Raw genomic sequence first — 12,688 nt, 5'->3', positions numbered from 1 at the left:
TGAAAAGTATTTCAAGAAGTTTTAAATCAATCAAAAATTTTCGCCCCGGGATTTTCTTCAAGAAAGGCTTTTAGGGCTTTTTCGTGAAGGGCATTTACTTTTTGTTCGTAAGTCTTGCCTTTAATGCACGCGCCTTTTAGACCTCCCCGAAGGTTTATCTCTGAGAGATAAAACCTTCCTTCTTGGGTAATCATGAGGTCTATGTGGGCAAAAGGGAACTTTCCTCTCTCCATGACCCTTTGACAAAAGGAATATTCTTCTTCAGAGAGTTGATACGGTCTTGCTTCACCACCAAAGAAAAGATTGTTGCGAAAATTATAAGGGTTTTTGCGCATGTAAGCCTCGAGATAATCTCCTAAGATGATAACTCTCACATCGGCAATATTTGGCATAAAAGGCTGGAGCACAAAGGGAAAGCTCAAGTTTCCGAAAGTAGCAAAATTAAAAACATTTTCGATATTTTCAAAAATATGAACCCCCAGCCCGCAATTATAACGATCTTGTTTAAGAACAACTTTTTTAACCCCTGAAGCGCCATATTCGTTAACAGCCCTGATTAAATCGTGCCGGTCTCTTATGAGACGCGTACCAGGAAGCATTTCATTAGAGTAAACCAGCGTCTGAAAACATTTGGACCTGGCAAGGTACTGGGAAAGAAAAGAAGGATAGGCTTTAATGCCTCTTGCCTGAAGGTCTGTAAAGAGAAATTCTTCGCCAAATTTAACGGAGAGCCTTCCTAAGATGAAATCTCCTGCTTTAAGCTCATGATAAAGCTTTCGAAAAGTTCTATTTGAGAGAATAACCCATGGCGGGCGCATCAAAAGAGCATCTCAAGGAATTGTTTATGGTATTCGGAAAGATCAGCCCCACATTTGCCACAAATAAACTTTATCTCGCCAAAGACCTGGGTGTCGTCTGCTACAGGGGTAAAACTTCCGTCTTCGTTTTGGATATAGCGGGTTTTAATGGTGACACCTTCAGCGTGTTCCCAAAAGTCTTCGTCATTTCCGCATACAGGACAAAAAATGCGGTTTGTTCCCCCATAAAAAGGGGCCCTTTTGTTAATAATAAAGCGTTTTTTAACCCCTGGTCTTTTGGTTGATTTAGTTTCTCCCTGCATTGAAATACAACTTAACTTCTCTTTATCAAAAAGCCAAGCCTTTTTAAGGCTTGCTTTAAGTATTCTTGCTATTATAAAACTGCTTTAGACCAAAAATGGGCTTTAGTTCTTTTGTTTTTGAACTAAGCGCTTTTTAGGCGTTTAAAATAAAAGGAGGTTAATATGGGTTCTCAAGATTCCAGAAAAATGTTGCGTCCTTCAAAGCTCACGGAAGAAGAAAAAAAAGACATCCTGGCACGCATTCTTGCCAAAGATCCCTCGGTGTTCCCTTTACCCGAAGAAGCACAAGAAAAAATCAAAGAAAGACTTGGCTGGGTTGATGCCCCACAAAGAATGCGCCCTCATTTGCCAGCAATAAAAGAATTTGCTTCAAAGGCCAAGGAAAAATTCCAAAAAGTAATCCTCTGTGGCATGGGGGGCTCAAGCCTTTTTCCTTTAGCGCTGAGCAAAATATTTGGACCAGAGCCTGGTTGGCCAGCTTTTCACGTTATTGACACCACTGACCCCGAAGAAATAGAAAAAGTTGAAAAAGAATGTGATTTAGCCAAAACCCTTTTCATTATTGCCAGCAAGTCAGGCACTACCATCGAAACCACCGCTCATTTTCGCTATTTTTGGGAAAAAGTTAAAGCTCTTAAAGAAAACCCCGGAGAAAATTTTGCCGCCATAACCGACGAAGGCACCCCTCTTCATTTAGAGGCCCAAGAGAAAAACTTTTGCGGTGTTTTTCTGAACCCTAAAGACATAGGCGGCCGTTATGCCGCACTTACCTTTGTTGGGCTTTTACCTGCAGCGCTTATGGGGCTTCAAGTTGAAAAATTCCTTGAAAGTGCTGAAGAAATGCAACAAAGCTGCTCTCCTGACATCCCCTGGGAATATAACCCAGCAGCCTGGCTTTCTGAGTACCTGGCAGAGCGCTTTTTCTTAGGACAAGATAAACTCACTATCCTTGCAGACCCTCTGCTCAGGCCCTTTTCTCTCTGGATAGAACAACTGGTTGCCGAAAGCCTTGGCAAAGAATTCACTGGAATTATTCCTGTGGTAGGTGAAACCCCTGGTTCTCCGACTGTTTATGGTCCGGATCGCATTTTTGTTTATTTGGGTTTAAGGGGGCGTCAGGATCTATATCGTCGGCTTTTTTCCGACTTAAAAGAAGCAGGATTTCCGCTTAAGCTTTACTGGCTTCCTGATCGCTATGATCTTGGCGCTGAGTGTTTTCGCTGGGAACTTGCTGTGGCCCTTTGCGGAGTCTGGCTTGGCTTAAACCCCTTTGATGAACCAGATGTCATCAGGGCCAAAAATAAAACCAAAGAAGTCCTTGAAACCTTTAAACAAACAGGGAATTTCCCCGTAGAATTCTATGTGGACGATGACCTTGAGGTTGGTTTTCTTTACGCTGGCGGTCTTAAGGTTCAATATCCCCGTTTAAGGGCAGTGCTCAAAAAGTTTCTTTATGAGACCCCACCCTGGGGGTATTTCGCCTTTTTACCCTTTTTGCCCTACGATACTGAAATAGAAGAAATCTTTACCGACCTGCGGACTTTGTTACGTGGAAGGCGCCAGTGCTCAACCATTATGGGCTTTGGCCCCAGGTATTTGCATTCTATTGGTCAACTCTTTAAAGGCGGCCCACGGTCAGGGCGCTTTGTTATTTTTACCCGTAAAGGCCGCAAGGAAGATCAGCTTATCCCTGAGTTCGGCTTCACCTTCTGGGATCTTCAGTTTGCCCAGGCCTATGGCGATTTCCAAGCCCTGGCTGAAGATGAACGGCCTGTTATTCACATACATCTTACCGAAAACTATAAACTGGAACTGAAAAAGTTTTATAATCTCATGGAAGAAGTCACAAGGCTTACTGACGAGGAAAACTAACAAGTATGAGAAAACTTGCGTTTTCTTTGTTTTTATTAACTCTGGTTATAGTTATTGGAACAATTGGTTATATCGTAATAGAGGGGTGGGGCCTTTTTGATGCTTTTTACATGACCATCATTACCCTTTCTACCGTTGGTTATATGGAGGTCCACCCCCTTTCTTTTGAAGGGCGCATTTTCACCTCTTTGCTAATCTTTGCCGGCGTGGGTACTGCTTTTTACGTGTTTACCATGCTTACGGAAACCATTGTCTCCGGCCAGTTGCAAGATTTTCTGGGCCGCAAACGGCTAGAAGCCAAGCTTGAGACTCTCCACGATCACTACATTATTTGTGGTTACGGCCGCATCGGAAGGCATATTTGCCGCATGATTGCCAAAGAAGTTCCGTTTGTAGTAGTTGAAAAGGATCACGAAACCGTAGAAGAGATTGAAAAAGAGGGATTCCTGTTTCTTGAAGGAGACGCCACCCAAGAAGAAGTCTTAAAGAAAGCGGGTATCAATAGGGCCAAAGGTCTGGTTTCGGTTTTGCGCTCTGATGCTGATAACGTCTATATCACTCTTACTGCCCGAAGCTTGAATCCCAAACTATTCATTATTGCCCGTGCAGATGAAGAACACGTTGAGAAAAAACTAAAAAGGGCAGGGTCCGACAAAGTTGTCTCGCCTTATCTCATAGGAGCAAGGCGCATGGCGCTTACCATCTTGCGCCCTGCAGTCACAGACTTTTTAGAACTGGTCACCCCTGAGGAACACCTTGAGCTTCAGTTGGAAGAAGTCCGAATCTCTGAGAAATCTGACTTAGTAGCCAAAAATTTATTAAATAGCCAAATAAAACAAATCTCAGGGGTAATTGTTCTTGCTATTAAAAAAGCCACCGGAGAAATGATTTTTAATCCTCCACCAGAATATGTTTTTGAGGCTGGAGACGTCGTGGTGGCCTTAGGAGATAGAAAAGGCCTTGCACGCTTAGAAGAGCTTGCCTCAGGCCAAAAACGGCTAAAAGATTTCGTGTAATCCTTCTTCGGTAATAATGACATCAGCAGGGACATCATGTGCTTCAAGGGGAAGCTCATCACATAACTGGCAACCAAAGCCAAGGGCAACCTTGATAGCCTGAGGGGCTTGCTCTAAGAGCCTGTCGTAAAAACCTCCGCCGTATCCCAGCCTTCCCCCTTTTTTGTCAAAGGCAACTCCAGGTAAAATGATTAAATCGAGCTCTTCGGGTGAGATTTCTTGCTTTTCTTCTTCGGGTTCAAGAATGCCATAAGCGCCTTTTTTCAGTTCTTTCAAACTATTTACGCGAAAAAGGCGCAATTTTTTCTGAGAAACGTAAGTTTTAGGAAGGTAGACTTCCTTTCCCTGGGCCAAAGCTTCTTTTATCATTTCAAAGGTTTCTACTTCGCTTCCAAAGGAGGCATAAAACAGAATTTTTTGTGATTTCAAGTAATAGGGACTTTTTAAAAGATAATTTTTGATTTTTTCGGAAAATTCCTTTCTTCTTTGCTTGGAAAGCGCGTTTCTTTTGGCCAATATTTTTTTGCGCAGTGTTTTTTTATAATTTGAAATATCTTGAACCAATTTGCACTCCCTTAAATATTTTGCTAAAGCAATAAGTAAATAACAGGAAGGTTCCAAAATGGCCAAGAAAATTTTACTCATCGAAGATGACGATACCCTCCGTGAAAATTTAGCAGATTTTTTAATACTGAAAGGCCAATACCAGGTCGAAAAAGCAGAAGACGGCTTAAAAGGCCTTGAAAAACTGAAAAAAGAAGAATTCGACCTGGTTATCACCGACATTACCATGCCTTACGTGAGCGGTATCGGAATAATTACGGTAATAAAGCGCGAAAAACCCGATATCCCTGTAGTGGCCATTACCGGTTACGGAGAAGAAGTAGCAAATCTCGCCCAAGAAAGAGAAGCAGATGCGGTGCTTTCAAAGCCCCTTGACCACCAAAAAATGTTAGATCTTCTGGAAAGCCTGCTTTCCAAGGGAGGAGAAGATGGCACTTAAAGCATACATCCTTATCAATACCCAGATAGGCAAAACCTCTGAAGTGGCTGAAACCCTGCGGCATATGCCTGAAGTTAAAAGACTTGACATCATCATGGGCCCATACGACATCATCGCCGAAGTAGAAACTGAAGACCACGATGCCTTGTCAGAAATGGTAATTCGTAAACTTCAAAGCATTGACTATATTCAGCACACCATGACCTGTCCGGTTATCAAAATGGATAGCGGAACTAATTGAAGCTTTCCGTAAGCAATTGAGCATAAACCTTGCTTGAGCCGAGGAATTTTTGGTAAGCCTGATAAGCGGCTTTTCCTGTTTTTTGCCTTGTTTCTTCTTCACTTAGCAAGTTTTCTATAGCGCGCACAAGGGTCTCTTCGTCAGGGACCTTTATGGCCCCGCCGGTTTCAAGAAGAGCGCAAGCCTCATATGAGAAATTTTCCATGTGGGGGCCAAAGATTACAGGCTTTTTAAAACAGGCAGGCTCAAGGGGATTTTGCCCGCCTTTAGGGCAAAGGCTTCCTCCTACATAAGCAGCACAAGATAAGGCATAAATACCAAAAAGTGGGCCTATCTCATCAACAATGACAACTTGAGACCGAGAAGCCCCTTCCTTTTTCAGTTTAGTAAAAAGAGTAGGGGAGAAGCCTTCCTTTCTTAAGAGATTCGTAAGGGGCGTCACCAGAGTTAGATGCCTTGGCACCAGAACGAAACAAACTTCAGGAAATTTTTGGGCAAGTCGCGATAAAGCCTTCACAATTACGCTTTCTTCGCCACTTCTTATGCTTCCAAAGGTAAAAAGTTTCTTTTTGTAAGAAAAAAGCCTCTTTAGCTCATCAAGAGATAAATCTTTGCGTCTTTTTTCAAGGAGATCGTATTTAGCACTGCCTGCTATCAAGACCTTTTTTTCAGGTGCCCCGAGGGCTAAAAATCTTTTTTTCTCGCGAGGGCCAATCACAGCTATCTGGGTAAAACAATTAAATAGTTTACGCAAAAGGGGTGTTAGATAACGGTATCTTGGGAAGCTTTTTGCGGAAATGCGGCCATTTAAAATAAAAAGCTTGGCTCCTAAGCGATGGTTCTCGTAAATTAAATTTGGCCAGAGTTCTGTTTCAATAAGTGCGAAGACACGGGGCCTAACCAAAGAGGCCGCCTTTCTGGCAAAAGAGGGCAGGTCAAGCGGAGCAAGGTTTATGGCCACGGGATAGTCTTTTAAAAGCTCTCTAGCCTTTAAGACGCCGGTTTTTGTTTGCAAGGTAAGAAGAACTTTTGTTCCCGGATTCATTGCCAAAAATTCGTATAAAATAGCAGCAGCCACGTTTGCTTCGCCAACAGAAGCAGCATGGAGCCACACCTCAGCCCGAGGAAGAGTCCCGGTGCGTGAGGCGGAAAGCCCCTTTAGTTTTACAAGGGGAGTCAAGACATAGCCTAGCTTGCGATAAATGCTAAACATCAGGAGTAATAGCGCTGTCTTATGGTTTCAAAAAGGGCAATAGCACCTGCTACCGCAGCGTTTAAAGAGTCAATATTGCCACGCATGGGAATCGCTGCTAAAAAATCACATTTTTCTCGGATAGAAGGCCTAAGCCCTTTTCCTTCACTTCCCACCACCCATACCAAAGGAAGCCTTAAGTCAAGCTGGTAAATAGTGGTTTTGGTGTGGGCATCAAGGCCTGCTACCCAGAAGTTTTTTTCTTTTAATTCTTCTAGCACCCGACCAAGATTTTTGGCCTGGTGAATCGGAATGTGGGACACTGCTCCAGAAGAAGCCTTTACCACGGTTCCTGTGATACCTGCAGCTCTTCTTTCAGGAATAATGACCCCGTGGGCACCAGCAGCCACTGCACTTCTAATGAGTGAACCAAGATTTTGGGGATCTGTTATCTCATCAACCGCAAGGATGAGCCCCATATCATCGCTTTTCTTGGCCCTCGAAAGAATTTCATCTAAAGAGGCATAGTCGTATTCTTTGACCAAGGCAACAACTCCCTGTGTTTTGGCATCTTCAGGTAGGCGAAATTTGAATTCTTTTTTGACTTTGACTGGAATCTCGTTTTTGCGGGCCTTTTCGACTATTTGGTAAACCTTTCCGCGTAGTTCTTTTTTGGCAATGTAAATTTCTTTGATGCGAGAAGGATTAGTGCGCAATAATTCAAGGATTGGATTAATCCCCCAGATGAGCTCTGCCATATTAGAAAAACCTCGCTAACAAATCTTCGCGTCTGAAGGTCTTTTGTCTTTCTGCGCGAAGAATGGAATAAAGCTCTTCAAAGGCTTCTTCGAGATTGTCGTTAAGCACAAGATAATCAAAGGCCTTGGCTCGCAGAATTTCTTCTTTGGCAGCAGCAAGCCTTTTTCGAAGCGTCATTTCATCTTCAGTGCCACGAGCTTTTAGCCTTTGAAAAAGTGTTTCAAAACTTGGTGGAAGCACAAAGACAAGCACTGCATCACGGCCGAGTTTTTCACGCACCTGGAAGGCCCCTTGGACGTCTATATCAAGGAGTACGTCTTTTCCTTCTTTAATGGCATTTTCTACCTGGGCCTTGGCAGTGCCGTAAAAGTTCCCGTAAACTTCAGCCCATTCAAGAAAGGCCCCTTCGTCAATCATTTTCTGGAAGGTTTCTTTGCTCACAAAGAAATAATCAGTGCCATTTCTTTCATTGGGCCTTGGAGGGCGAGTGGTATAAGAGACCGAAAAAGAAATAAGAGGATCTTTTGCGATAAGTTTGCGACAAAGGGTAGTTTTCCCGGCCCCCGAAGGGGCCGAGACCACCAAAACTACTCCGCGTCTCATTTCTAATCTTTCTTGCTCTTTTCTTCGTGGTCTTCCTCACCGTTTTCGGCACAGGTCTTAAGGAGATCCGAAGACAGACGTTGAGAAATAGTTTCTGCCTGGATAGCAGAAAGGATAACGTGGTTGCTGTCAGTGATAATGATGGAGCGTGTGCGCCGCCCCTGCGTGGCATCAATAAGGCGCTTTGATTCTCTCGCCTCTTCGCGCAGGCGCTTCATAGGGGCAGAATTAGGATTTACAATAGCTATAATACGTTCGGCAACAACAGAGTTACCAAAACCAATGTTTAGAAGACGACATTTGCAACTCATTTCCAATCCTCCGTAAATAAGCCTAATTTTCGTCAAAGAGAATACCAAAACGTTTTTGTTTGTCAATATGTGAAAAAAATAACGATTTTATTCCAAGTTTTGTACCTGTTCGCGCATTTTCTCAAGGCTGCATTTCACCTCCACGGCAAGATGGGACACTTCGGCGTTAGCAGCCTTATTCGATAGGGTATTTATTTCGCGAAACATCTCCTGGATCAGAAAATCGAGTTTGCGGCCATGGGGGCCTTCTTCGCTTAAAGTTTTTTCGAATTGTTCGAGATGGCTCAGAAGCCTGTCTAGTTCTTCGGTAAAGTCTGTTTTGTCGGCCAGAATAACCACTTCCTGATGAAGCCGTAAAGGGTCAAGGCCTGTTTCAGAAAGGAGAAGTTTTAACCTTTCTTCAAGGCGGGCCTTGGCTGCCAGAAAGACTTGTTCCTTTTTGGACTGGATTTCTTTTATGAGTTTTTTTAATTTTGCCAATTGTTCGCGCAAGACTGCCTCCAAAAAGGATCCTTCCTTTATCCGCATCTTGAGAAGGGAGTTAAGGGCTTTTTCCACCACAGGGGAGAGTTCTTCCCAGAGTTTTTCAAGGTCTTCTTCCTGTTCCATGGGAGAAAAGATATCCCTCATGCGCAAAAGGTCTTTGGTTTCAATTTCTCCTTTAAGTCCAAGGAGAACTTTTAAGTAATTGAGGCTTGAAATGTATTCTCTGGCAAGGGTTTCATTAAAAGTAAGGCTCTGTGCCTGAGGGGGTGAGCCTATCAACTGAACATAAATCTCCACCCGGCCACGCAAGAATTTTTCTCGCACAAGACGCCTCAGGTGTTCTTCAAGGCCTTGATAGCGCCGGGGAAGCCTTGCCACTATCTCTAAAAAACGATGGTTCACACTTTTGGCTTCTACCCTGAGAGACCACGTGTCCCAGACTTCCTCAGCCCTACCAAATCCTGTCATGCTCTTTAATGTCATAAAAATTCCTCCAACAATCCTCTTTTTTGCCATGCACTTTAATGGTAAAAAGTGATTCATGCGACATTTAAGGCAAGAAAAGCCGGATCCCACCCGTCTTATCGAGGAAAAAATCCAAACCGCCCAGGAGATTTTCATTATTTGGGGAGAAGATTTAAAAAAAGACGCACTAATTAAGGCCCTTTTGCCCCGTTATGAAAAGGCGGTAAACGCCTCTAATAAGGCCATGGAGGAGGCGGGAACATTTAAAGAATGCTACGTATGTAGCGTAATTGATAAAAAAGGCTGTTGTAAAATTGGCCTTGAAAACGAATGTAGCGTTTTAATTCTTCTTCTTAATCTCCTATTTGATGTTAAATTTCCCGAAGAAAGAGAAGTTCCAGGTAGATGTTTTTTTGTGGGACCAGTTGGTTGCAAAATTTTTGCACGGCCTATGCTTTGCCGTGATTACTTTTGTCTGCGTCTTCAAAAGATGCTAAGCGAAAAGGAAATGGCCCACATAACCCAGGTTTTAAACGAAGAATTAACGCTACTCCATCAAATAAACACCCGTATGAGAGAGCTTCTTGAAGAATGGACAGGAAGGTTTCTCTTAGAATATGACCTTACAGGTTACGGAGTAGATTATAGGAGGCCCTTATGACAAAAAACACCTTTTGGATTTTCTTGATGGTTTTTTCCTTTTTGGTTGTTTCTTGCGCCAAAAAAGAAATCCCTTACACTCCGGCAGAAACACCACCACCATCTGTAAAACAAGAAACCTCTCCCCAACAAGCAGAAGAAATCCCTCAGGCTAAAGTAGAAGAAGCGGTGCCTTCTCCAGAGGCCCCTGCCTTTGAAGAAGTAGGCCTTGAACCAAAAAGTGCCGCATGGGTTGATGCTCATCGGGAAGAACTTCTCATTTACGGGCGCAGCACAAGGCCTTTTAAAGCAATCTTTTTTGACTTTGACTCATACGCCATCAGAGACGACATGAAAGAGCGGCTTATGGAAAACGCACGTTATCTTCTGGAACACCCAGAGATCAGGGTAGAACTCCAGGGTAATTGTGATGAACGCGGCTCAAGTGAATACAACCTAGCCCTTGGCGAACGCCGTGCCCTTGCGGTAAAACGCTACCTGCTTAATCTTGGCGTCCCTGAAGGGCAACTTACCACCGTGAGTTTTGGCGAAGAAAGACCTCTTGATCCAAGGCACAATGAAGAAGCCTGGGCCCTTAACCGCCGGGTTGACTTTGTGATAATTAAATAAAGGGGGATTTTTATGCAAAAGCTAGTTTTTTGTTTGGTGTTTTTGCTCGTAGCTGGCTCTTTAAGTAATTTGTATGCTTCTGAGCTAAAAATCGGGGTCATTGATTTGCAAGCCGTAGTGCGCAAATCAGAGGCCGGGCAAGAGGCCCTTAAAAAACTCCAAGAAAAATTTAACGTGCTGAAAGAAAAGTTGCAGGCCCAAGAGCAAAAACTACGCAAATTCAAACAAGACCTTGAGAAAAAAGCACCGCTTCTTTCAGAAGAGGCCCGTCGCGAAAAAGAACGTGAGTATCAAAAAATGCTAAGAGAATACCAGGCTGCTCGCGAAGATGCCCAGTTTGAGATGAAACAGGAAGAAGAAAAGGCCCTTAAACCCATCATGAAAGACTTAGAACAAGTCGTAAAAAATCTTGCGGAAAAAGAAGACTATGATCTCATCCTAGAAAAGAGAATGCCCGGGCTTTACTGGGCCTCAGAAAAAGTAGACATTACCGACAAAGTAGTAGAGCTTTACAATCAATATCGTACTTCCAAGAAGAAATGATCCTTGCAGGAGACGTCGGCGGGACAAAGACTCTTCTTGCGTTTTTTAAAGAAGAGGGTCCCGCTCGTGCTCTAAAATTAAGGCGTTTCGCCACAAAAGACTTTAAGAGTCTTTCTTCTTTGATAAAAGCCTATCTCAGCGAAGTTAAAATCGTCCCAAAAACGATTTCTCTTGCGGTGGCAGGGCCGGTGGTGCGTGGTCAGGTGAATATGGTAAATGTAGGCTGGCGCTTTTCGGTATCTTCCCTTGCCAAATCCCTTGGTATCAAACAGGTTTTCCTGCTAAATGATCTTGAAGCCACTGCTCTTGCTGTTTTTTTCTTAAAAAATCGCTATTTAAGAACCATTAAGCCAGGAAAACCCGACCCTATGGGTAACATAGCTGTTATTGCAGCAGGCACAGGGCTTGGGGAAGCCCTTCTTATCAGAAAACACGCTTCTTTTCCCATTCCTGTAGCAACCGAAGGCGGCCACGTAGATTTTGCCCCCTGGGATGAACTCACCTGGGAGATCTATCAATTTCTGGCCAAGAAATTTGGCCACGTTAGTGTAGAAAGAGTAGCCTCAGGTCTAGGAATTGAGCAGATTTATCGCTTTCTTTGCGAAAAAGAAGGCGTAAGCCCACGTTTTAACAAGGCTTCAGAAATTGGCCCTGCTGGCTTAAGCGGAGAAGATCTCCTTTCGGAAAAAACCCTTGAAATATTTTTTAAGGCCTACGGGAGAGAAGCCGGAAACCTTGCCCTTAAATGCCTGGCCACAGGAGGAGTGTTTGTGGCCGGAGGCATTGCCCCTAAGCTTGAACCATTTTTTGAAAGGGGCCTTTTTCAAGAGGCCTTCTTAGATAAAGGCAGGCTTAAAGAGACCTTAAGCAACATACCAATTTATCTGGTAACTCATCCTTATCCCGCCCTTTTAGGGGCAGCAAAGTTTGCGCGCCGGTTTACCGCGAAAAAGCAACATACCACGAAAAAATAACAATACCCCAGGCAAGTAAAAGCCCTTTTGTTTCCCACTTGTGCCTTAAGTCCGCTGGGTAAAACAACTTTAAACAACAGCCTATTACAAAGCCCACAACAAGCCCCAGAAAATGGGCCCCTAAATCTATGTTTCCTTTTCCTGCTCCTAAAAGCCCAAGGAGCCCCAGCGCAAAGCCAGAGGTTATAAGAATGCGTTTTCTTCCTCTTTCAAAGAAAACAAAGGCCGAAAGCACCCCAAGGATCCCAAAGGTAGCGGTGGAAAAACCGATAGAAATATGAACGCCACGTGAAAGGACAAGATTTAAGGCGTTTCCAATGCCACCGCTTAAAACGGCAAGAAGCCAGCAAAGACCAAGCGAAAGATAAGCCCTTAGCAAATAAAAAAACAGCCCAGAAAAAAATATGTTTCCCAGAAGATGTCCAAAATCACTATGAAGGGTCAAGGCAGTGAAAACCCTCCACCACTCACCTTTTAAAAAAAGGACGTTATTTGCAGTACCTATAGCAAACAATTCATCTTTTGGCTTAAAATCAAGTAAAGCCACATTGAAGATGGCAAAAAGAAGCATAGAAAAAACTACGCCTTCCGCGCCCCCTGGAGAGGATTTGTCTTTGGACGAGGAAGTCTCTTGGTTTTCAAGTTGGTAAAGGGTTATTTCTTGAAGGGCCTTATCGTAAAGTTCTTCTGGGACCCAAATCTCCCACTTATCACCGCGTCTTAGCTCATGTTCAATTCCCCTTGCCAACAAGACAAGAGAGTATGTGTCAATCTCTTTTTTGTTTCCGGTTATCAAAAGTTTAAACATCTTTTTAAGGATAAGGGCAATGTTTC

General features: G+C 43.5%; 17 protein-coding genes. 8 read left to right on the top strand and 9 right to left on the bottom strand.

What is annotated here, in order from left to right; genetic code table 11:
- Positions 1 to 26: 26 nt before the first annotated feature.
- A complete protein-coding gene (locus H528_RS11980; protein WP_022852398.1) occupies positions 27 to 818 on the bottom strand; it encodes an ATP-grasp domain-containing protein in 792 nt (263 codons plus the stop codon).
- Positions 818 to 1,120 carry a hypothetical protein gene (locus H528_RS0100515; RefSeq protein WP_022852397.1) on the bottom strand — a complete coding sequence of 101 codons (303 nt, stop codon included), beginning with the start codon at positions 1,118 to 1,120 and terminating at the stop codon, positions 818 to 820. Before H528_RS0100515 ends, H528_RS11980 begins: the two co-directional genes overlap by 1 nt.
- A gap of 162 nt (positions 1,121 to 1,282) precedes the next feature.
- Here H528_RS0100515 and H528_RS0100510 point away from each other — a divergent pair, with 162 nt between their 5' ends.
- Together H528_RS0100510 and H528_RS0100505 are read left to right on the top strand one after the other, a co-directional pair.
- The gene (locus H528_RS0100510; RefSeq protein WP_022852396.1) at positions 1,283 to 2,992 is read left to right on the top strand and encodes a phosphoglucose isomerase; all 1,710 of its coding nucleotides are present in this window, start codon (positions 1,283 to 1,285) and stop codon (positions 2,990 to 2,992) included.
- A 5-nt stretch (positions 2,993 to 2,997) separates the two neighbouring features.
- Complete coding sequence (locus H528_RS0100505; RefSeq protein WP_022852395.1) at positions 2,998 to 4,008, top strand: potassium channel family protein; 1,011 nt, start codon at positions 2,998 to 3,000, stop codon at positions 4,006 to 4,008.
- Here the strand turns inward: H528_RS0100505 and H528_RS0100500 are convergent.
- Positions 3,991 to 4,653 carry a 5-formyltetrahydrofolate cyclo-ligase gene (locus H528_RS0100500; RefSeq protein WP_022852394.1) on the bottom strand — a complete coding sequence of 221 codons (663 nt, stop codon included), beginning with the start codon at positions 4,651 to 4,653 and terminating at the stop codon, positions 3,991 to 3,993. The two genes, H528_RS0100505 and H528_RS0100500, sit on opposite strands and share 18 nt — an antisense overlap.
- Between H528_RS0100500 and H528_RS0100495 the strand changes: the two genes are divergently transcribed.
- Positions 4,631 to 5,011 (top strand): response regulator, encoded by a 381-nt coding sequence (locus tag H528_RS0100495; RefSeq protein ID WP_022852393.1) that lies wholly within the window; start codon positions 4,631 to 4,633, stop codon positions 5,009 to 5,011. The genes H528_RS0100500 and H528_RS0100495 overlap by 23 nt on opposite strands.
- Positions 5,001 to 5,252, top strand: coding sequence for an Lrp/AsnC family transcriptional regulator (locus H528_RS0100490; protein WP_022852392.1), 252 nt, complete (start codon positions 5,001 to 5,003; stop codon positions 5,250 to 5,252). The genes H528_RS0100495 and H528_RS0100490 overlap by 11 nt, the downstream gene beginning before the upstream one ends.
- Here H528_RS0100490 and H528_RS0100485 read toward each other — a convergent pair.
- The 5 genes from H528_RS0100485 to H528_RS0100465 all read right to left on the bottom strand — a co-directional run bounded on the left by H528_RS0100485 (position 5,245) and on the right by H528_RS0100465 (position 9,086).
- Positions 5,245 to 6,465: a 3-deoxy-D-manno-octulosonic acid transferase gene (locus tag H528_RS0100485; protein ID WP_022852391.1), complete on the bottom strand. Its 1,221-nt coding sequence runs from the start codon at positions 6,463 to 6,465 to the stop codon at positions 5,245 to 5,247. The genes H528_RS0100490 and H528_RS0100485 overlap by 8 nt on opposite strands.
- Entirely contained in the window at positions 6,465 to 7,202 is a 738-nt protein-coding gene (gene rlmB, locus H528_RS0100480; RefSeq protein ID WP_022852390.1) for a 23S rRNA (guanosine(2251)-2'-O)-methyltransferase RlmB, read from the bottom strand. Before rlmB ends, H528_RS0100485 begins: the two co-directional genes overlap by 1 nt.
- A 1-nt stretch (position 7,203) precedes the next feature.
- Complete coding sequence (gmk, locus tag H528_RS0100475; RefSeq protein WP_022852389.1) at positions 7,204 to 7,806, bottom strand: guanylate kinase; 603 nt, start codon at positions 7,804 to 7,806, stop codon at positions 7,204 to 7,206.
- Between the two features lie 2 nt (positions 7,807 to 7,808).
- The gene (locus H528_RS0100470; protein WP_022852388.1) at positions 7,809 to 8,117 is read right to left on the bottom strand and encodes a DUF370 domain-containing protein; all 309 of its coding nucleotides are present in this window, start codon (positions 8,115 to 8,117) and stop codon (positions 7,809 to 7,811) included.
- Between the two features lie 87 nt (positions 8,118 to 8,204).
- Positions 8,205 to 9,086: a YicC/YloC family endoribonuclease gene (locus tag H528_RS0100465; protein WP_022852387.1), complete on the bottom strand. Its 882-nt coding sequence runs from the start codon at positions 9,084 to 9,086 to the stop codon at positions 8,205 to 8,207.
- 58 nt (positions 9,087 to 9,144) lie between these two features.
- Here H528_RS0100465 and H528_RS0100460 point away from each other — a divergent pair, with 58 nt between their 5' ends.
- Genes H528_RS0100460 through glk form a run of 4 tightly spaced genes read left to right on the top strand, consistent with a single transcriptional unit; the run spans position 9,145 to position 11,854 of the window.
- The gene (locus H528_RS0100460; RefSeq protein WP_022852386.1) at positions 9,145 to 9,729 is read left to right on the top strand and encodes a hypothetical protein; all 585 of its coding nucleotides are present in this window, start codon (positions 9,145 to 9,147) and stop codon (positions 9,727 to 9,729) included.
- Positions 9,726 to 10,337: a peptidoglycan-associated lipoprotein Pal gene (gene pal / locus H528_RS0100455; protein ID WP_022852385.1), complete on the top strand. Its 612-nt coding sequence runs from the start codon at positions 9,726 to 9,728 to the stop codon at positions 10,335 to 10,337. Before H528_RS0100460 ends, pal begins: the two co-directional genes overlap by 4 nt.
- A 12-nt stretch (positions 10,338 to 10,349) precedes the next feature.
- Positions 10,350 to 10,880 (top strand): OmpH/Skp family outer membrane protein, encoded by a 531-nt coding sequence (locus H528_RS0100450; RefSeq protein WP_022852384.1) that lies wholly within the window; start codon positions 10,350 to 10,352, stop codon positions 10,878 to 10,880.
- Positions 10,877 to 11,854: a glucokinase gene (glk, locus tag H528_RS0100445; RefSeq protein ID WP_022852383.1), complete on the top strand. Its 978-nt coding sequence runs from the start codon at positions 10,877 to 10,879 to the stop codon at positions 11,852 to 11,854. The genes H528_RS0100450 and glk overlap by 4 nt, the downstream gene beginning before the upstream one ends.
- Here the strand turns inward: glk and H528_RS13850 are convergent.
- Positions 11,820 to 12,662, bottom strand: a complete 843-nt coding sequence (locus H528_RS13850) for a rhomboid family intramembrane serine protease (protein ID WP_022852382.1) — start codon at positions 12,660 to 12,662, stop codon at positions 11,820 to 11,822. The genes glk and H528_RS13850 overlap by 35 nt on opposite strands.
- Positions 12,663 to 12,688 lie beyond the last annotated feature (26 nt).

The organism is Thermodesulfatator atlanticus DSM 21156 (assembly GCF_000421585.1).
GTDB lineage: Bacteria > Desulfobacterota > Thermodesulfobacteria > Thermodesulfobacteriales > Thermodesulfatatoraceae > Thermodesulfatator > Thermodesulfatator atlanticus.
This window is presented reverse-complemented; position numbering and strand designations above follow the sequence as displayed.